Source organism: Rhizobium sp. 01N48 (assembly GCF_056399145.1).
The window spans coordinates 105413-122888 of record NZ_JBFTQT010000008.1 but is presented as its reverse complement, the minus strand read 5'-3'; the positions used below and the strand labels follow the sequence as shown (position 1 = coordinate 122888).

Here is a 17476-nt window from a genome sequence, read left to right as displayed (position 1 = left end):
GGCCAAACTCTCCCCACCCGCGGAACGAGGGAAGCTAAGCATGCGGACGCAGGTGATTCAAGCGCCGGCCTATTAGTCTTTGGGATCACGACACCAATATGGCGAGTACAGCATTTCGATCGGAATCAGCCGCTTAGCCATGGATGGAGCGAGGCCGGCGCACGGCCTTGCCGCAATTTGGCCGGGCACATCAGGCACACGTTGACAGGAAAGCCGTTCTGGTTTCTCTCATTGGCAAGAGATGATCGCCCTCAGGATAGACAATGACCAAGCCTATCGTCGCCGTTCCCGCCGATATCCGCAGCTTTGACGGCGCCACCTGGCATGCCGTGCAGCACCAATATGTCCGCGCGGCTCTCAACGCCTCGGGCGTCATGGCCTTCATCATCCCGGCCTTCGAGGAAGGTTACGACATCGACGCCATTCTCGACCGCGTCGACGGCGTGCTGGTCTCCGGCTCGGCCAGCAACGTCCACCCCGCGCGCTACGGCAAGGAAGCGACCGAAGCCGACGGCCCCTTCGATCCGGCCCGCGACGCCACCTCGCTGCCGCTCATCCGCCGCGCCATCGACCGCGCCATTCCGCTGCTCGCCATCTGCCGCGGCATCCAGGAATTGAACGTCGCGCTCGGCGGCACGCTCGCCAGCGAAATCCAGGACCAGCCCGGCATCTGGGACCACCGCAAGCCCGATAATGTCGACCGAGACGGCATGTACGCCATCCGCCAGAACGTCATCGTTCGCGAAGGCTCTTGTATTGCTGGCATCGTCGGATCGGGCGAGATCAAGGTGAACTCGCTACACCGCCAGGCGATCGCCGAGACAGCGCCCCGCCTTGCCGTGGAAGCGGTCGCCGAAGACGGCACGGTCGAAGCCGTCTCCGTCATCGACGCAAAAGCCTTTGCCGTCGGCGTGCAATGGCATCCCGAATACTGGGCCGAAACCGACAAGCCCTCCAACCAGCTCTTCACCGCCTTCGGGGACGCCGTCCGCGACTATGCAGCGACCAAGCTGCCGGCCAAGGCCGCGAAGGTGGTGGCGTAGGCCGAGAAAAAGTCTTTTTCATCGCATGTCGTCGCCGCAAAAACGCTGCACACTTTTGCGCGACATGCTTTAGCCCCGCCGCGCCCAGCGCAGACCAGCCACGACGGCGATGGCAAGAAGCGGCCAGATTGCCCAGAAATTGCCGTGCCAGGAGAGAAGGTTGATGCCGATCAGCCCGAGCGCCGAGATGGCGAGCGACACAAGCCGTGGATCGAACCGCTCCTGTAGATGCGCCCAGCGCATGGCCGCGACATAGGCCAACGCCAAGAGCGGCCAAGCGGCCCAGAAGACACCGTGCCATGTCAGCGTGTTGATGACGACGAGTGCTGCCGCGATCACGCCGAGCACCGCAAGGTTCCGCCGTTGATCTACGCTCTGCCCCCCGCGCTGACCGGGCAACACGCCGGCCAACGGACCCGGTCGATCACCGGCCAACGGCCCCGGCCCCGCCGATTGAGCCGCAGAACCCGAAGGCGACCCGACGGCCCGCACATGCCCCGCCGCCGCATCGCCAGCACCTTCCCCGATCCTGACGGCATAGCTCGGCACCGCCTCGGCCACGTTCTTCACGTTAAGCGGCCCGAGGAAATCGAACCCGACCGCCACCTTGTTGCGCACCTGGTCGTAAACCGTGTTCGAAATCACCACGCCGCCGGCCGGCGCCTGTGCCTGCAGCCGCGCGGCGATATTGACGCCGTCGCCATAGATATCGCTGCCCTCGACGATCACGTCGCCAAGGTTGATGCCGATGCGAAACAGCATGCGGCCATCGGTGGGCCGGGCGRCATTCAGCCCAGCGAGCTCGTTCTGCACGTCGACGGCGGCGCGCACCGCCTCGACCACGCTCGGAAACTCGGCGATCAGCCCATCGCCCCAGGTATTGACCACCCGTCCGCCATGCGCCTCAATCAGCCGGGACATCCGGTCGCGATACCGCTTCAGCGTATCGAGCGTCCCCTCCTCGTCGACGCCCATCAGCCGCGTATAGTCCTGCACATCCGCCGAAAAGATCGTCGTCAGCTTGCGCTGCGTCTCACCCGAACTATCCGCCACCTCGGCTCCCTCTCGCATGGTTTCGTGCGTCGAATCCTGGCGCTGCATCTTACACACCACGGCGCGCCGGAGGCAAACGCGCACGGAGCCCACTCTTGTGCGCTTGGTGAACGGCTTAGGCGAGCGTTGTGCGCAAACGGCAACCCCAAACGCCCTCATCCTCACCCTTGTGGTGGGGATCCAGCCACGGCGCGTCTGCGCCGTGAATAACCAACCCATGCCGTGTCAGAAAAAGAGTCTCCCGCCGCGCGGACGCGCGTCGGCTGGATTCCCGCCACAAGGGCGAGAATGAAGGCGGAGAGGTGAGCGGGCTCGTAGCAAGCACCGCCCCAAACCCATCAACCCTTGACAGGCGTCTCGGCCACGGGGGTCAGCGGCTTGCGCGCATCGAACCACCCAACCAGATTGTCGACCACCAGATCAGCCATCGCATTGCGGGTCGGAACCGAGCCCGAGGCGAGATGCGGCAAGAGCACGGCGTTGGGGAGCGCCATCAGAGCCGCTGGAACGTTCGGTTCGTCGTAGAACACATCGAGACCCGCAGCACCCAAGGCACCGGAGGACAGCGCCTCAACAAGCGCATCCTCATCGACGGTCCAGCCGCGCCCGACATTGACGAATACGCCATCCGGCCCGAGCGCCTTCAGGATATCGGCATTGACGGTTCTGTGCGTCTGCGGTGTCTTCGGGACGATCGCGATCATCGTATCGACGGCTTCGGCGAGACCTTCCAGCGTCGGATAGTGATCATAAGGCAGCGCCTCGTTGCGCGAGCGCGTGTGGTAGCTGATTTTCACCTTGAACGGCTCCAGCCGCTTGGCGATCTCCTGGCCGATGCGGCCAAGGCCGTAGAAGCCGACATGGCGGCCCTTCAGCGAGAAGCGCGACAGCGGATAGCCCTGCCCCGGCTTCCAGTTGCCGGCGCGCAGCCAGTTTTCGGCGCGCGGAAATTCGCGGATGGTGTTGAGCAGCAGCCCGATCGCTGTGTCGGCCACTTCGTCGTTGAGGACGTCAGGCGTGTTCGTCACCACCACGCCCTTGGTCGCCGCATGCTTGGCATCGACATTGTCATAGCCGACGCCGAAGCTGGAAATCAGCTCCAGATTGGGCAGCGCATCGATATCGGCGGCGGAGAAGGTGCCGGATACGGCGACACCGCGAATGCGGCCTGCGGTCTGCGCGTCGAGCGACTTGGCGTCAGCCTCGATGACGTCAAAGCCTTCCTTCAGGCGTGCCAGAACGCGCTCGTGCATTTTCCCCGGAACGAGAACAGCGGTACGGGACATTGCTTTTCCTCTTCGATTTGTCGCGCGCCCTTGGAGCTTGGGATAAAGGGCGGGGATTATGACCGGGGCCGGAAGGGGCTGGTCGATTGGCGGATGCGCATCTCGGGCTTGATGAGATGGATGCCGTCGGGTTCGTGGCTGCCGGCGAGGCGATCGAGCAGCGCGCGGGCGGCGAGCCGGCCGACTTCCGCCTGGCCGTTCCACACGGTTGTCAGCGCCGGCATCGAGATCGACGCCTCCTCGAGATCGTCATAGCCGGTAACGGAAATGTCGGTGCCTGGCACCAGGCCGGCGCGGGCGATGCCGTTCATCAGGCCGATGGCGACCAGGTCGTTCCAGCAGACGGCGGCAGTCGGTTTCTGCGGCAGCGACAGGAAGTGCACCGCCGCCTCGAAGCCGCCCTGCATCGAGCGGGGGCCCGGAATGCGCAGGCCCGGATCGACCTCGATCTCCGCCTTGCGCAGCGCGTTGACATAACCCTGGTAACGGTCGCGGCCGGTGGACGTCTGGTCGGTGCCGCCGATCATGGCGATCGAGCGGTGGCCGAGGCCGATCAGATGGTTGGTGGCAAGCGAGATGCCGTAGCTGTCGTCGCCGCGATAGGTCGGCAGCTCCGATCCGTCCATGGAGCGGGCGACGAGAATGGCCGGCATGCCGTTATCCTCGGCAAGCTGCATGTCCTCCGGCGGCGTACCGATCGCCGGCGACATGATGACGCCATCGCCGCCGAGCTGCAGCAGCGTCTCGATGAAGGTGCGCTGCTTTTCGACGGAATCGTAATGATTAGAGAGAATGAAAGTGTGCCGGCTGCGGTCGAGCTCGCTTTCAATCGCCTTCAGGATTTCCCCGTAGAACGGGTTCATGATGTCATGCACGACGACGCCGATGATGCCCGAGCGCGAGGTGCGCAGGCTGGCGGCGCGGCGATTGTAGATATAGCCGAGAGCGCGCGCCTGTTCCTTGATCTTGTCGCGGGTGGCGCCGGCGACCAGCGGGCTGTCGCGAAGCGCAAGGGATACGGTTGCGGTGGAAATGCCGAGCGTTTCGGCGATCGTCGAAAGCTTGATCTTCTGCGCCACTGTGCCTCCCGGATCGCGCGGAAGGACTGTGACGCGCGATGAACATATGCACCCGGCCAGCTGTGAGCCGAGCGTCCTTAAAATGTTTAATTAAAAGATTAAACCGGAGCAGGCAATTTCTAATTTCACAAAACCGTCAGATTTCATCCGGCTCGTCGAGCACGATGGCATCGGCCTGCAGATTGCCGTCGATCGCCTTCAGGAGCCGCACCAGATTGCGGATTTCCTTCTCGGAAAAATCGAGCGTCGCCAGCCGGTCGCAGGCTGTCGCGGCCTGCTCGATGGCCGCAACACTGCCGCGGCCGAGATCGGTGAGGTAAACCTTGGTGAGGCGCGCGTCGTCGGCATCGGCCTTGCGCTCGAGAAAGCCCTGCGCCTCCATGCGGCCGATCGTGCGCGTCATGGTCGGCGCCTTGACGCCGAGCTTGTGCGCCAGCGCGCCCGCCGTCATGCCGTCGCTTTCGGCGAGAGACGTGATGACGCCATCCTGCCCGGCATAGAGCCCGCTCTCCAGAAGGTTGCGGGAAAGCACGGTGCGCATGGAGCGGGCGGCCTGCGTCAAAGCCGGCGAAAGATCGACCACCGTATATTCGGTCTGGTCCTTCTTCTTCGACTTCTGCTTCTTGCCGTCCTTGTGCTTCTTACCCATTGCCGTCCCTTTGATCTTGCCGCGCCCTGCACCCAATTGAGGTTGTGAGGGACGGCAACAGTTTCATTTGGCGCCTAAGCCTTCCTCCAAATCCATTTTGATTTAAAGGCTTATGCATTAAGCATTGAGATCGTTGCGTTATGACATTGCGCATGATCTCGTCATAAACAAGAGGCCTTAGCCGGATGAACGCGCCAGCGACCGAGTTCGACGACCACGATCCGCAATTTTCTGGTGCGGAGCGCGACCGGCACATCGTTGTCCTGCCGCTCGGCGCCCATGAACAGCACGGCCCCCACCTTCCCTCCGACACGGATACGCTGATCGCCAACGGCATCGTTAGCAGGCTCAAAACCGCGCTTCCTAAAAAGCTTCCGGTGACCTTCCTGCCGACGGAATCAGTCGGCTACTCAATCGAGCATATGGATGTGACAGGAACGCAAACGCTATCCTACGGCGAGGCGATCGAGCGCTGGCTCGGCATCGCCGGGAAACTGTCGCGGCAGGGCATCCGCAAGTTCGTCATGCTCAACGCTCATGGCGGCAACTCCCCGCTGATGACTGTTGTCGCGACTGAAGCCCGCGTGCGCTTCAACATGCTCGCCGTCGCCACCAGCTGGACCCGCTTTGGCCTGCCCGCTGGGGTGATCTCGCCGGAAGAAAAGGCGATCGACATCCACGGCGGCGATATCGAGACCTCGGTGATGCTGGCGCTGCACCCGGACAAGGTGGACATGTCGAAAGCCGAAAACTTCCCCTCCCGCCAATCCGACTTCGCCGCCCGCTACAAGCACCTGCGCGCCTACGGCCCCCACGCCTTCGGCTGGAAGATGTCCGACCTCAACGATAAAGGCGTCGCCGGCAACTCCGCCAAGGCAACGGCCGAAAAAGGCGACGCGCTGATCGCCCACGCGGTGAAGGGCCTGGTGGAATTGCTGGAGGATGTGGACGCCTTCGACGTGGACACGCTGACATAGCGGGCCGCTTGTATCGGCCCGATGTTTTCATCATATTGATTGCAATCGCAGTGGCTGACACAGGAGGCCCGCATGCGTATTTCCGTGAAAGAGGCTGAAGGACAGCTGACAGAACTGGTCCGCCTAGCCAATCAGGGCGAAGAGATTGTGTTGACGCAGGATGGTCGCCCTAGCGCGCGTATAACACCGTTGAAAAAGCCCCTTAGCGCAGAAGAGAAGTCACGAATCTTCAATGAGGTCAGGGAGCGCGTCAGAAAGATGGATCTTCCCCCGGGTCCCGACGCCGCTCACAGCCAGGACTTTCTGTATGACGAGTACGGTCTGCCGAAGTGATTGTGGTCGACACATCAGCACTCATGGCCTTCATCGCGAGCGAGCCGGCCGCAGAACAGTGCCAGGCTATCCTGGAGCGAGAGCGGGAGATACTGATGTCAGCGGCAACCGTGACGGAGGCGCTGATCGTGGCTGAAGGGCGAGGCATCTCAGCCGATATGCGCTATATCATCGAGACATCAGTCACTGAGATCGTGGAGCTGACATCAATCCGCGCCGAACTTGCAGCGGACGCCTATCGCTCGTGGGGCAAAGGCTTTCACCCAGCCTATCTTAACTTCGGCGATTGCTTCTCTTATGCCACCGCCAAGGAGTTCGATTGCCCGCTGCTCTACATCGGCAACGACTTCTCAAAGACCGACGTGAAATCGGCGATTCCGCGCGCCACATCCTAATGTGATCTTATAACATACGAATCCCTTTGAACTGCCGCGCCGCACCCCTTATATGAGACGACGAATTTGAAAGGCCCGGGATAGAAACCCGAGCAAGCCCCCACCTATCGAGGTTCTCATGACCGACGCTCTCCAGACGCAACCCAAGCCCATCCCCGTCACCGTTCTCACCGGCTACCTCGGCGCCGGCAAGACGACGCTGTTGAACCGCATCCTGACGGAAGCGCATGGCAAGAAGTATGCCGTCATCGTCAACGAGTTCGGCGAGATCGGCATCGACAATGATCTGATCGTCGAATCCGACGAAGAGATCTACGAGATGAACAATGGCTGTGTCTGCTGCACGGTGCGCGGCGACTTGATCCGCGTCGTCGAAGGCCTGATGCGCCGCCCCGGCCGTTTCGACGGCATCATCGTCGAGACGACGGGCCTTGCCGATCCGGTACCGGTCGCACAGACCTTCTTCATGGATGACGACGTCCGCGCCAAGACTGAGCTCGATGCCGTGGTCGCCCTAGTCGATGCCAAGCACCTGCCGCTGCGCCTGAAGGACAGCCGCGAGGCCGAAGACCAGATCGCCTTTGCCGACGTCGTCCTGATCAACAAGACCGACCTCGTCACTCCGGAAGAGCTGGCGCAGATCGAAGACGTCGTACGCGCGATCAACCCGTCGGCCCGCGTCTACAAGACCAGCCGCTCCGGCGTCGATCTTGCCCGCGTGCTCGACCAGGGCGCCTTCAACCTGGAACGCGCGCTGGAAAACGACCCGCACTTCCTCGACCACGATCACCCCGACCATGTCTGCGGTCCCGATTGCGGCCACGACCATGGCCACCATCACCATGCGCACGATCATGATCACGATCATCACCACCATGATCATGACCACGGGCATGACCATCACCACCACGATCACGGGCACGACCACCATCACCATGGCGCCGTCTCCCCGATCCATGACGTGACGGTGCAGTCGGTTTCGCTGCGCGGCGGCGAGATGAACCCCGACCGCTTCTTCCCCTGGATCCAGAAGATTACCCAGACGCAGGGCCCGAACATCCTGCGCCTCAAGGGCATCATCGCCTTCAAGGACGATGCGGAGCGCTATGTCGTTCAGGGCGTGCACATGATCATCGAAGGCGACCATCAGCGCGCCTGGAAGGACGGCGAGAAGCGCGAGACCCGCCTCGTCTTCATCGGCCGCGAGCTTGACCGCGAAAAGCTCGAAGCTTCCTTCAAGGCGTGCGAGGCCTCTGCCTGATGCCGACTGTTGCCCCGTTTGATATCGACGGCCATATCCTGGCCGTCGAATTTTTAGGTGATACCCCCTTCTTCGCCAGCGCCACCGGCACGTTTCACCGGCTGGATGGCTCGGAGAAGGTCACCGAAGCCCATCAGGGCATGCTCACCTGCATCCGCGATCCCTATAGCGAAAGCCTGATCTCGGGCGGCGAAGACGGCAAGGTGCTGCGGATTGCGGCCGATGGCAGCGTCACCGAGCTGGCGCATGCGCCGCGCAAGTGGATTTCGCAGCTCGCCGCCGGCCCGCAGGGCGCCATCGCCTATTCCCACGGCAAGAGCGCGATCGTTCGCCTTTCTGACGGCACCACCCGCGAATTCACCGAGGAACGCACCGTCGAAGGCCTTGCCTTCGCGCCCAAGGGCATGCGCGTCGCCGCCGCTCGCTATAATGGCGTATCGCTGCATTGGGTGGCGGGTGATGCCAAGCCCGTCGATCTCGAATGGAAAGGCGCCCATACCGGCGTCACCTTCTCGCCGGATGGCAACTTCCTCGTCACGACAATGCAGGAAAACGCGCTGCACGGCTGGAAGCTCGACATCAAGCCCGGCTCCGAAGCCCGCCACATGCGCATGACCGGCTACCCCGCCAAGGTCAAATCGCTCTCCTGGTCGGTCAAGGGCAAGTGGTTGGCGTCTTCGGGCGCTCCCGCTGCCATCGTCTGGCCGTTCTCCGGCAAGGATGGCCCGATGGGCAAGGCGCCGCTGGAACTCGGCACCCGCGCCAACATCATGGCAACCTCGGTCAAGTTCCATCCGGCCGAGGATATCCTCGCCATCGGCTTCATCGACGGCATGATCCTCGCCGTTCGCCTCGCCGACAGCAAGGAAGCGCTGATCCGCCGCCCCGGCAAGGGTGCGATCACGGCCATGAGCTGGAGCAAGAACGGCAAGCTGCTGGCCTTCGCCTCGGAAGCGGGCGATTGCGGCGTGGTCGATATCGCCGCCTAAAGCATGTCGCGCAAAACTGTGCAGCGGTTTTGCGGCACCGACATGCGACAGAACAAAAACTTAAAGCGTGACGCGGGAATCCGAAGGATCGCGACACGCTTTAAGACACATATCCCGAGACTGGCCACCGATTTCAGGATAAGACACGCTTGAAAACAATTGGCGTGAAACAGAGAGCCTAACCAGATGTCGCAGACCAGAACCGCCATCGCCGAAACCGCAGCCGCCAACGATGCCTCGGCATGGGTGTTGATCCGCGCCGAGGCCCTGGCGCTCTGCGAACGCGAACCGGTGTTGCGGCCTCTCCTGACATCGCAGGTGATCGAGGCTGCGGATAGCGCGACGATCGTTGCCCGCGTGCTCGCCGCGCGCCTCTCGCGCGCCGATGTCGATACGGCGGCTCTGACGACGCTCCTCCAGGAAACGCTGACATCTGATATTCTGACCGAGATCCAGGCCGACCTTATGGCGGTGCGCAAGCGCGATCCCGCCTGCACAACCTATCTGCATGCGCTGCTCAATCTGAAGGGCTTCCACGCCCTGCAGATCCACCGCGCCGCTCATAAATTGTGGAACGACGGCCGCGTCGAGGTCGCCAGCTGGCTTGCTAATCTCGCCTCACTGGTCTTCGGCCCGGATATCCATCCGGCCGCGAGGATCGGCTCCGGCATCATGCTCGACCACGGCTCCGGGATCGTCATCGGCGAGACTGCTGTCATCGAGGACGAGGTCTCCATCCTTCAGGGCGTTACGCTCGGCGGCACCGGCAAGGAAACCGGCGACCGTCACCCGAAGATCCGCCGCGGCGTGATGATCGGCGCAGGCGCCAAGATCCTCGGCAATATCGAGATCGGCGCCTTTAGCAAGGTGGCGGCCGGCAGCGTGGTGGTGAAGCCGGTTCCGGCGCATTGCACGGTGGCGGGCGTCCCGGCAGCGGTGGTGCGCATCCATTCGGCCAGCGAAATCCCCGCCGAGAGCATGGATCAGAATATCTGAGCGTAAGCGGGCTAGGCGGCCTGCTCCTGCGCCGGCGACGCCTCGACCCGGTCGCGGCCCCGCCGCTTGGAAGCGTAGAGCGCGGTATCGGCCCGCTCCAGGAGCTTCTTGAAATCGACATCCGGGCCGCTGCAGGCAGCGACGCCGATGCTCAGCGTCGGAAGCGACGCGAAGACCGCCATCGCCGAAACCTCCTCCGAAAACGCCAGCCGCATCCGCTCGGCGACCGCGATCGCCCCGTCTTCGGCGGTATTCTTCAGCACCACGAGAAACTCGTCGCCGCCGTGGCGAGACAGGAGATCATCTGGCCGCAGCACGCTCCGCGCCGCACTTGAAAACAGCCGGAGCACATCGTCTCCGACGGGATGGCCATGCTGGTCGTTCAACTGCTTGAAGTGATCGATATCGACCACCAGAAGCGCCAAGGCGTGGGCGTCGCGCACCGGCAGCCGTTGCGCCAGGCCGCCGCGGTTGAGCGCTCCCGTCAGCGGATCATGATGCGCCAGCGCGATCAGTTCGCTCCTGTTGCGCTCGGCCGCCATCAGCACGATCAGCATGCTGCGCAGCGCCAGGAAGATGACCGCCGTCGATGCCATCCAGCTATGGGCGACGGTTGCGCCGTAGGGATCCGGGCCCGCAATCTCCCCCGTTGCCGCCATGACGCTCCGCACCAGGAAAATCGCCGCCGTAGGTAGATAGAGCCATGCGAGCAGGCCAGCAGAGAAAAGCTTCTCGCGCCTGTAGATGCCGATCCCCTCGCGCAGCACCGCCAGATCGCACAGGCAGCAGATGGCCGAGACATAGAACAGCCGCGTCGACACGGCCATGTCGCCTGATGGTAGAGCCGCGACCGGGAGGCTGATGCAGACGAGCGCCAGCGCGCAGGCAAGCATCGACACCGGCCGGCCGGCGAGCACGCGGATGGCGAAGAACGACAGCAGGTAGCCGGCGATCGTCAGCACATTGCCCAGCTGGATCGACAGCACATAGGGGATGTAATTGCGCAGGCAGACAAGCAGCGTGCCGACGCCAAGCACCAGATAGCTGGCGCCCCACCATGCCGGCCAACGGCCGAACCGCCCGGTCCAATAACTCACCAAATGCGCGCTTCCGAGAACCAGGAGCGTCATGGCGGAGACGACATAGATCGTCCGCAGATCCAAAATCATGTACGCGCCTCCAATCCACCGGCGCGGACACGTTACGAGATCGCTATTGCGTTTTGATTGGAACGCTTGGTCGCATTTTAACCAATGCGCTGAAAACCCCGCTCAGACAGGGCGTGCGGCGGCGATGATCTCGGAGAGAAGTCCGTGCAGCGCATCGCGGTAGCCGGTCCTGGCCGAGGGGCCGTTCTCGTCAGAAGTCATCACGACGGTGAGCTTCAGCGAGGGCACGATATAGAGCATCTGGCCGCCATAGCCCCAACCGAAATGCACTTGCTCGCCACCGATCTGCCGCGAGAACCAGCCGTAACCGTAGTCATCACCCGAGAAGCGCGAATTGGTGCGGTGCTGCCAGGATCGGACGACCCAGTCGGCGGGCACGACCTGCGTGCCATCTGGAGCCTTGCCGCCATTGCGGTAGAGCTCGCCGAAGGCAAGCAGCGAGCGGGCGGTCATCGCCATCTGGTTGCCGCCGAGATAGATCCCCTGCGGATCCCGCTCCCATGCGCCGATGCGAAAGCCATCGACGGGCGCCAGCCACTCCCGCGCCAGGGCGAGCGTCGATTTCCCACCGACCTTGGTCAGGATTGCTGACAGCAGATGGGTAGAGGCTGTCGAATAGAGCATCTGCCCGCCCGGAGCATCGGCAAACGGCTGCGCGAGTGCGAACCGCACCCAGTTGCGCGACGACACGAAGCGCCCGTAATCGGGACCGGAGAGACGGCCGAGCCCCGCCTGCATCGAGAGCAGGTTGCCGATGGTGATCTGGCCTAGCCTCGGATCCGGATTGTCGGGCAGATCGGCCTTCAGGATCGGTGCGATCTTCTGGTCCGGCCCTTCCAGCAGGCCCTTCGCAATGGCGATGCCGACGAGGCTCGAGATGATCGACTTGGAGGCCGACTTGATGTTGACAGATTCCTTGGTCGAATGCCCGCGATAGCCATGCTCGGCAATGATCTCGCCATCCCTGGCGACGATGACAGCTTTCAGTGGCCGCAGATCCTCGCGCGACGAGCCGCCATCAAGCAACGTGGCAACCGCGTTGGGCTGCTGCGCGAAGGCGGCGGCTGGCGTTAGCGACAGGATGAAGAGAAGTGCGAGGCGCTTGATCATGCGCCATTATCTATGACGGGCGGCCGATCAAATCACCGGCCGTCCCTTCAAACTCACATGGATGTGAAACCTTATGATCGCGCTCAGTTGACGATTACGGCTTCACGCACTCGCGCTTCAGCTGATTTCGCCGCTGCGGCTTCGAGTATTTGGCGATCATGCCGGCACCGCATTTCTTGTCGTCGAAATAGACGGACTTGCCGGGTGGCAGACTTTCGAGCGTCGGCTTCGTCGTCACTGTCTGCGTTGCCGCCATGGAAACGGACGCGCCCGCAAGCGACAGCAGGCACGCGCAGGAAAGGGAAAGAAGCAGAGACCGTATCATATGCTCGCCCTCACGTTTTAGTGATTACTAAAATACATTCCTACGGAATCGCGCCGGCGGCAAGTCATCCGATCGGCGGGCAGCACGAATATCCGCGCGCGATCTGTCCGCGGCGGCAAAAAAGGGGAGAAGGCAGGCGGTCGAGGTATTGAGTAGGAGGTGTCAGGCTGGTCCGCCTGCCCGATCGTTTCAGGCTTTCCGGCTTCATCAGACCGACAGGAGCGTCTCTCGATCTGGCGGCCCCGGACGAATCATCTGCCTTGACGGCATCCGAGTCGACCTTTCGCGACCGTCATCAAGCGCCGAATTATGAACGGAGACCGAACCGGTTCATGAACCCGGCTCCCTGCTCGATGACGCGTTCATGATGCGCCGACCCTACGCCATGGGGATGATTCTCGCCCATATTTTCATCCATATGATTGTTTTTTCTGCATTTTATTAGAACGAAAAGGGAATTTCTTCCCCATAAAGGCGAAGCTGCAGTGTTGCTAAAATATCGTTAAAATTTACCGTCACAGTTTTTTGTTCATCTAGCGTTCAGAAAACTCTTGGGAAAGCCGACTTTTGCGCTCACATTAGATACCAGAGAACTAGGAGTGCATGAATGATTCTTAAGGCCACAGCCGCAGCGACCATATTCGCGGTCTATGCTTTCACGATGTTTTTCATCGCCGCCATACCGGACAATATCGTTCAGACTGCCGGGACACAGTTGGTTGACGCCAGCGTCGTCAAGTAAGCGCCCTCAAACGACTGGCGCAGCGAATACAGAGGGGAACATAGTCCGCCGGCTCTTCCGGCGCCCCTTCAAACTGATTTCCTGAAACTGGAAATGAAACAAAAAGCCCCTCCCTTTAGGGGAGAGGCTCTGCCGGATAAGGCCCCGGACAAGGCTTGCGTCAAGCCGCCCTGCGGATCGGCGCGCTGGCCAGCATCCGCCCCGTCGGGACGATCATGCCGGCCGCGCCGTCAAGCCAGCCCTCGACAAGCTCGAGCGCCAGAAAGCGCGAGCGTTCGAACGGACCAGGCATGACGAGATGCTGAGCCTTTGCGGCGAAGAAGCCGAAACGCTCGTAATAAGGGGCATCGCCCACAAGCAGGATGGCGCCGTGACCACGGGTCTTGGCTTCCAGCATGGCAGCGCGCATCAGAGCCGAGCCGACACCCTTGCCCTCGAAGCTGGCATCGACCGCCAGCGGTCCGAGCAGCAGCGCGTCGATGGCAGTGCCATCGGCATTGACGCCGGCTTCGACGTTCCACAGGCGCACGGTGCCGATCACGTGACCGTCGCGATCACGCGCAACCAGCGCCAGGCCTTCGGCCGGAACGCGGCCACGGCGAATCTTTTCCGACGACTTGCGGCGACGGTTCGGGCCCATGGCGCGATCGAGCAAATTCTCGCGCGCAACGACATCGCCGGCATTTTCGGCGTCGATGGTGAAAATGGAATGCGCAAAGAATGCGCGGACAGAATCAAGAACAGCGGCCATCGTGGCCTCCCGAACTCAAAACCGTTTCAAACGGTATCGTCAGATCATTGTGAGGGTGCCGCCCCGGCTGGCTACGGGGCGAGCGTGGTCTTTACTGGCACATAAGCCTTTCTCGGATCTGCGATCCGAGGGTCATGTGCTAGATAATGTAGGCCTTCAGCGGCTCGAAGCCGTTGAACGCGACCGCCGAGTAGGTGGTCGTGTAGGCGCCGGTGCCTTCGATCAGGATCTCGTCGCCGATCGAGAGAGTGAGCGGCAGCGGGTAGAGGTTCTTCTCGTAAAGCACGTCGGCGGAATCGCAGGTCGGGCCGGCGATGACGCAGGGCTCCATTTCGTCGCCGTCGCGCTCGGTGCGGATCGGGTAACGAATGGCTTCGTCCATCGTTTCGGCCAGACCGCCGAACTTGCCGATGTCGAGGAACACCCAGCGAGCGGCGTCGTTGTCCGACTTCTTCGAGATCAGCACGACTTCCGTCTTGATGACGCCGGCGTTGCCGACCATGCCGCGGCCCGGCTCGATGATCGTCTTCGGCAGGTTGTTGCCGAAGTGGTCACGAAGGCTCTGGTAGATCGCACGACCGTAAGCTTCCGCCGACGGAACGTCGCGCAGGTACTTGGTCGGGAAGCCGCCGCCCATGTTGACCATCTGCAGGTGGATGCCCTGCTTGGCCAGCTGAACGAAGACGCGCTTGGCATCGGCAAGAGCCGAATCCCAGGCATCGACCTTGGTCATCTGCGAACCGACGTGGAACGACACACCGTAAGACTCAAGGCCCAGCTGATGCGCGTAGACGAGAACGTCGACGGCCATCTGCGGCACGCAGCCGAACTTGCGCGACAGCGGCCATTCGGCGCCTTCGCCATCGGTCAGAACGCGGCAGAACACGCGGGCGCCGGGAGCGGCACGCGCGATCTTCTCGACTTCCTCGTGGCTGTCGACCGCAAAGAGGCTGACGCCGAGCGCATGCGCGCGGGCAACGTCGCGTTCCTTCTTGATCGTGTTGCCGTAGGAGATACGGGCAGCGGTCGCACCGGCGTTGAGCGCCATTTCGATTTCGGCGACGGACGCGCAATCGAAGTTGGAGCCCATGTCGGCGAGCAGCTTCAGGACTTCTGGAGCCGGGTTTGCCTTGACGGCATAGTAGATGGCGCTGTCAGGCATGGCATGACGGAAAGCGGAGAAATTGTCGCGCACGACGTCGAGGTCGACCACAAGGCAGGGACCGTCGGGACGTCGGGTTGCGAGAAAGTCGCGGATGCGCTGAGTGGTCATATCGATTCCCTTTTCAATTCCAGAGCTCCGGAAAAACCGGAGGACAAAGGGCAGCCGATCACTCGCATAGGAACCAGCCGGTGGAGACCCCGGAACCTTAGCAAGCGCTCGAATGCGCGAATGATGAATCAACGCCGCGAAAGCGACATGGATCCGGCTTTGTCTGCCATGGATTGGAGGGGGTTCCCTACCGCACTTCCGGCAATGAAGGTGTGCCTCTTCAGTAACCCCCGCTGATGGAAAGCAGGGAGAGAACAAAAAGGCCCGCACCGTCGTTGCTTCAGGCGTCCTCGCATTTTCCGGTTGGCCGGAATAGCGACTGGAGGGGTTAATTCCAGGTACCTTACCGATTTCCTCACCAATTCGAGGGTTCGGCGGACACCCATGGGCACGTGCGACTTTGGGCTGAGGTCGAAATAAGAATATTCGCGGTCATAATCAAGAGTTTTTTTGACCCTCGCCAAAAAAACGCGTTCGGCAACCCTAGGCCGAATTTGCATAAGGAAGGCTGACCGATTACATTATCTAAATCGCGGCCCACAATGGATATTCTTGGGATTGGCTATGTCGACTGCAGGAAAGAAGAAGTCGATGCAGGACGCTGTCAGAGACACGCGCACCGGGCTGCCGATGCGCGAGCTTCGGTTGCTTGTTCCCGACGCACGCCATCCTGACGTGATCGCGCAAACCAGGGCTGCCATCGCCGCGCTGGACCCCGAAGACGAACAGGAAGCCATGCGCTGGATCGAAGCCGTCACGGCCCTCGATGACGAAGACAGCGACGTCGAATGAAGCGTGGCGATATGGTCACCGTTGCGATCGCTGGCGATTACGGCAAACCACGCCCCGCTGTTGTGGTCACCTCTAATATTATTCTCGATGCCGGACATGACGCGATAGCGCTGTGTCAATTCACATCGACGATCAACGATCTCGCGCTGTTCCGGGTTACCATCGAACCGACCGCCCATAACGGATTGAAATTGCGCTCGGATATCATGGCGGATAAACCCATCTCGGTCCCGCGCCGGCGAATCGGCTCGGTGATTGGTCGGCTGAACGAAGCGGATCTCCAAAGGCTGGACAAGGCGCTTGTTTTTGCGCTCGGTCTGCAAGACTAACGACCTTCCGGAGCCAATATGGACACCCTCACCCGCATCCGCGCCTTCATCGACGTCGTCGAAGCCGAGGGTTTTTCCGCTGCCGCCCGCAAGACCGGCCGGTCCAAGGCGCTGCTGTCGAAATATGTCCGCGAACTCGAGGATGAGCTTGGCGCGCTGCTTCTGAACCGCACCACCCGCCAGTTCTCGATGACCGAGGCCGGCCACACCTATTATCGCACCGCTTCCGACATCCTGAAGGAGATCGACAACCTTGCCGATCTCGTGCGCGAGAACAACGCGCAGCTGAAGGGCAAGCTGAAGATCTCAGTGCCGCGCACCTATGTCGATGCCGACGTCGGCCAGTCGCTGATCGATTTCGCCCGCGAGAACCCTGATCTCCAGCTTGAAATCTCCGCCGACGACCGTTTCGTCGACCTGATCGAGGAGGGCTTCGACGTCGCGATCCGCGTGACGAAGCTCGAGGATTCCGGCATGATCGCCCGCAAGATCTCCGATTTCCGCATTCATCTCTGCGCCACGCCGGAATTCCTGGAGCGTCATCCGCAACTGCAGAACCCGGCCGATCTCTCCAACGTGCCCTTCATCATCGACACCAATTCGCGCAGCCAGGGCAGCATCCGCTTCCAGAACCCCGACGGCACCTCGTTTGCCRTTGCCGCCTCCGGCCCGATCGAGGTGAACAGCCCGCATGCGACGCTGCGCGCCGCACTGTCAGGCATCGGCATCGCCTTCATTCCCGATTTCATCGCCCGCAAGCCGATCGAGAGCGGCGAGCTGGTGACGCTCTTCAACGACTATATCGCCACCGATCGCGGCATCTACGCGGTCTATCCGCACCGCCGCTACCTGCCGGCCAAGGTGCGCATTTTCGTCGACTATCTTCACAATTGGTTCAAGAAGCACCCCTAAGCCGAACCCAAG

20 protein-coding genes are annotated in these 17476 nt (G+C 61.9%); 11 read left to right on the top strand and 9 right to left on the bottom strand.

The genetic code is table 11. The features are described 5' to 3' along the window. Window positions 1–263 precede the first annotated feature (263 nt). Window positions 264–1043, top strand: a complete 780-nt coding sequence (locus AC1DOG_RS16685; protein ID WP_477929527.1) for a gamma-glutamyl-gamma-aminobutyrate hydrolase family protein — start codon at window positions 264–266, stop codon at window positions 1041–1043. A gap of 69 nt (window positions 1044–1112) precedes the next feature. Here AC1DOG_RS16685 and AC1DOG_RS16680 read toward each other — a convergent pair whose 3' ends face one another. The 4 genes from AC1DOG_RS16680 to AC1DOG_RS16665 form a co-directional block, all read right to left on the bottom strand. Continuing rightward, on the bottom strand, window positions 1113–2114 hold the full coding sequence (locus AC1DOG_RS16680) for an adenylate/guanylate cyclase domain-containing protein (RefSeq protein ID WP_477929699.1): 1002 nt from the start codon (window positions 2112–2114) through the stop codon (window positions 1113–1115). Window positions 2115–2434: 320 nt separating this feature from the next. Continuing rightward, complete coding sequence (locus tag AC1DOG_RS16675; RefSeq protein ID WP_477929526.1) at window positions 2435–3382, bottom strand: 2-hydroxyacid dehydrogenase; 948 nt, start codon at window positions 3380–3382, stop codon at window positions 2435–2437. A gap of 56 nt (window positions 3383–3438) precedes the next feature. Further along, a complete protein-coding gene (locus tag AC1DOG_RS16670) occupies window positions 3439–4461 on the bottom strand; it encodes a LacI family DNA-binding transcriptional regulator (RefSeq protein ID WP_018901930.1) in 1023 nt (340 codons plus the stop codon). Window positions 4462–4597: 136 nt separating this feature from the next. Then, complete coding sequence (locus AC1DOG_RS16665) at window positions 4598–5110, bottom strand: MarR family winged helix-turn-helix transcriptional regulator (RefSeq protein WP_026283624.1); 513 nt, start codon at window positions 5108–5110, stop codon at window positions 4598–4600. Window positions 5111–5295: 185 nt separating this feature from the next. Here AC1DOG_RS16665 and AC1DOG_RS16660 point away from each other — a divergent pair, with 185 nt between their 5' ends. The 6 genes from AC1DOG_RS16660 (at window position 5296) to cysE (ending at window position 10061) form a co-directional block, all read left to right on the top strand. Beyond that, window positions 5296–6087, top strand: coding sequence for a creatininase family protein (locus AC1DOG_RS16660; RefSeq protein WP_477929523.1), 792 nt, complete (start codon window positions 5296–5298; stop codon window positions 6085–6087). 72 nt (window positions 6088–6159) lie between these two features. Then, window positions 6160–6420, top strand: a complete 261-nt coding sequence (locus AC1DOG_RS16655; protein WP_018901933.1) for a type II toxin-antitoxin system Phd/YefM family antitoxin — start codon at window positions 6160–6162, stop codon at window positions 6418–6420. Then, the gene (locus tag AC1DOG_RS16650) at window positions 6417–6815 is read left to right on the top strand and encodes a type II toxin-antitoxin system VapC family toxin (protein ID WP_047509652.1); all 399 of its coding nucleotides are present in this window, start codon (window positions 6417–6419) and stop codon (window positions 6813–6815) included. Before AC1DOG_RS16655 ends, AC1DOG_RS16650 begins: the two co-directional genes overlap by 4 nt. 118 nt (window positions 6816–6933) lie before the next feature. Next, window positions 6934–8076, top strand: coding sequence for a CobW family GTP-binding protein (locus tag AC1DOG_RS16645; RefSeq protein ID WP_477929521.1), 1143 nt, complete (start codon window positions 6934–6936; stop codon window positions 8074–8076). After that, entirely contained in the window at window positions 8076–9065 is a 990-nt protein-coding gene (locus AC1DOG_RS16640; protein WP_477929519.1) for a WD40 repeat domain-containing protein, read from the top strand. The genes AC1DOG_RS16645 and AC1DOG_RS16640 overlap by 1 nt, the downstream gene beginning before the upstream one ends. 186 nt (window positions 9066–9251) lie before the next feature. Next, the gene (gene cysE, locus AC1DOG_RS16635; RefSeq protein WP_477929517.1) at window positions 9252–10061 is read left to right on the top strand and encodes a serine O-acetyltransferase; all 810 of its coding nucleotides are present in this window, start codon (window positions 9252–9254) and stop codon (window positions 10059–10061) included. A gap of 11 nt (window positions 10062–10072) precedes the next feature. Here the strand turns inward: cysE and AC1DOG_RS16630 are convergent, their stop codons facing one another. The 3 genes from AC1DOG_RS16630 to AC1DOG_RS16620 all read right to left on the bottom strand — a co-directional run bounded on the left by AC1DOG_RS16630 (window position 10073) and on the right by AC1DOG_RS16620 (window position 12665). Continuing rightward, window positions 10073–11230 carry a GGDEF domain-containing protein gene (locus AC1DOG_RS16630; protein WP_477929515.1) on the bottom strand — a complete coding sequence of 386 codons (1158 nt, stop codon included), beginning with the start codon at window positions 11228–11230 and terminating at the stop codon, window positions 10073–10075. A 102-nt stretch (window positions 11231–11332) separates the two neighbouring features. Then, window positions 11333–12340: a serine hydrolase domain-containing protein gene (locus AC1DOG_RS16625; protein WP_477929513.1), complete on the bottom strand. Its 1008-nt coding sequence runs from the start codon at window positions 12338–12340 to the stop codon at window positions 11333–11335. A gap of 94 nt (window positions 12341–12434) precedes the next feature. Further along, window positions 12435–12665, bottom strand: a complete 231-nt coding sequence (locus tag AC1DOG_RS16620; RefSeq protein WP_477929511.1) for a DUF6719 family protein — start codon at window positions 12663–12665, stop codon at window positions 12435–12437. Window positions 12666–13272: 607 nt separating this feature from the next. On the opposite strand from AC1DOG_RS16620, the gene AC1DOG_RS16615 reads away from it, so the two are divergent. Continuing rightward, the gene (locus AC1DOG_RS16615; protein ID WP_018901941.1) at window positions 13273–13407 is read left to right on the top strand and encodes a hypothetical protein; all 135 of its coding nucleotides are present in this window, start codon (window positions 13273–13275) and stop codon (window positions 13405–13407) included. 160 nt (window positions 13408–13567) lie between these two features. On the opposite strand, the gene AC1DOG_RS16610 is transcribed toward AC1DOG_RS16615, so the two are convergent. Together AC1DOG_RS16610 and odc2 are read right to left on the bottom strand one after the other, a co-directional pair. Beyond that, window positions 13568–14158, bottom strand: a complete 591-nt coding sequence (locus tag AC1DOG_RS16610; RefSeq protein WP_477929509.1) for a GNAT family N-acetyltransferase — start codon at window positions 14156–14158, stop codon at window positions 13568–13570. 139 nt (window positions 14159–14297) lie between these two features. Beyond that, the gene (gene odc2 / locus AC1DOG_RS16605) at window positions 14298–15431 is read right to left on the bottom strand and encodes an ornithine/lysine decarboxylase (RefSeq protein WP_018901943.1); all 1134 of its coding nucleotides are present in this window, start codon (window positions 15429–15431) and stop codon (window positions 14298–14300) included. 564 nt (window positions 15432–15995) lie between these two features. Here odc2 and AC1DOG_RS16600 point away from each other — a divergent pair. The 3 genes from AC1DOG_RS16600 to AC1DOG_RS16590 are packed head-to-tail and all read left to right on the top strand — an operon-like array spanning window position 15996 to window position 17464. Next, window positions 15996–16223 (top strand): antitoxin MazE-like protein, encoded by a 228-nt coding sequence (locus AC1DOG_RS16600; RefSeq protein ID WP_477929507.1) that lies wholly within the window; start codon window positions 15996–15998, stop codon window positions 16221–16223. Then, complete coding sequence (locus AC1DOG_RS16595; RefSeq protein ID WP_477929505.1) at window positions 16220–16552, top strand: type II toxin-antitoxin system PemK/MazF family toxin; 333 nt, start codon at window positions 16220–16222, stop codon at window positions 16550–16552. The genes AC1DOG_RS16600 and AC1DOG_RS16595 overlap by 4 nt, the downstream gene beginning before the upstream one ends. Before the next feature lie 18 nt (window positions 16553–16570). After that, window positions 16571–17464 carry a LysR family transcriptional regulator gene (locus AC1DOG_RS16590; protein ID WP_477929503.1) on the top strand — a complete coding sequence of 298 codons (894 nt, stop codon included), beginning with the start codon at window positions 16571–16573 and terminating at the stop codon, window positions 17462–17464. The last annotated feature ends 12 nt before the right edge of the window (window positions 17465–17476 follow it).

Bases quoted from the DNA above. Each gene is read 5' to 3' on its own strand.
- AC1DOG_RS16615 (WP_018901941.1), top strand. From the start codon at position 13,273: ATGATTCTTAAGGCCACAGCCGCAGCGACCATATTCGCGGTCTATGCT.
- AC1DOG_RS16640 (WP_477929519.1), top strand. From the start codon at position 8,076: ATGCCGACTGTTGCCCCGTTTGATATCGACGGCCATATCCTGGCCGTC.
- AC1DOG_RS16660 (WP_477929523.1), top strand. From the start codon at position 5,296: ATGAACGCGCCAGCGACCGAGTTCGACGACCACGATCCGCAATTTTCT.
- AC1DOG_RS16665 (WP_026283624.1), bottom strand. From the start codon at position 5,110: ATGGGTAAGAAGCACAAGGACGGCAAGAAGCAGAAGTCGAAGAAGAAG.
- AC1DOG_RS16630 (WP_477929515.1), bottom strand. From the start codon at position 11,230: ATGATTTTGGATCTGCGGACGATCTATGTCGTCTCCGCCATGACGCTC.
- AC1DOG_RS16685 (WP_477929527.1), top strand. From the start codon at position 264: ATGACCAAGCCTATCGTCGCCGTTCCCGCCGATATCCGCAGCTTTGAC.
- AC1DOG_RS16645 (WP_477929521.1), top strand. From the start codon at position 6,934: ATGACCGACGCTCTCCAGACGCAACCCAAGCCCATCCCCGTCACCGTT.
- AC1DOG_RS16610 (WP_477929509.1), bottom strand. From the start codon at position 14,158: ATGGCCGCTGTTCTTGATTCTGTCCGCGCATTCTTTGCGCATTCCATT.
- AC1DOG_RS16600 (WP_477929507.1), top strand. From the start codon at position 15,996: ATGTCGACTGCAGGAAAGAAGAAGTCGATGCAGGACGCTGTCAGAGAC.
- odc2 (WP_018901943.1), bottom strand. From the start codon at position 15,431: ATGACCACTCAGCGCATCCGCGACTTTCTCGCAACCCGACGTCCCGAC.
- AC1DOG_RS16655 (WP_018901933.1), top strand. From the start codon at position 6,160: ATGCGTATTTCCGTGAAAGAGGCTGAAGGACAGCTGACAGAACTGGTC.
- AC1DOG_RS16625 (WP_477929513.1), bottom strand. From the start codon at position 12,340: ATGATCAAGCGCCTCGCACTTCTCTTCATCCTGTCGCTAACGCCAGCC.
- AC1DOG_RS16620 (WP_477929511.1), bottom strand. From the start codon at position 12,665: ATGATACGGTCTCTGCTTCTTTCCCTTTCCTGCGCGTGCCTGCTGTCG.
- AC1DOG_RS16675 (WP_477929526.1), bottom strand. From the start codon at position 3,382: ATGTCCCGTACCGCTGTTCTCGTTCCGGGGAAAATGCACGAGCGCGTT.
- AC1DOG_RS16595 (WP_477929505.1), top strand. From the start codon at position 16,220: ATGAAGCGTGGCGATATGGTCACCGTTGCGATCGCTGGCGATTACGGC.
- cysE (WP_477929517.1), top strand. From the start codon at position 9,252: ATGTCGCAGACCAGAACCGCCATCGCCGAAACCGCAGCCGCCAACGAT.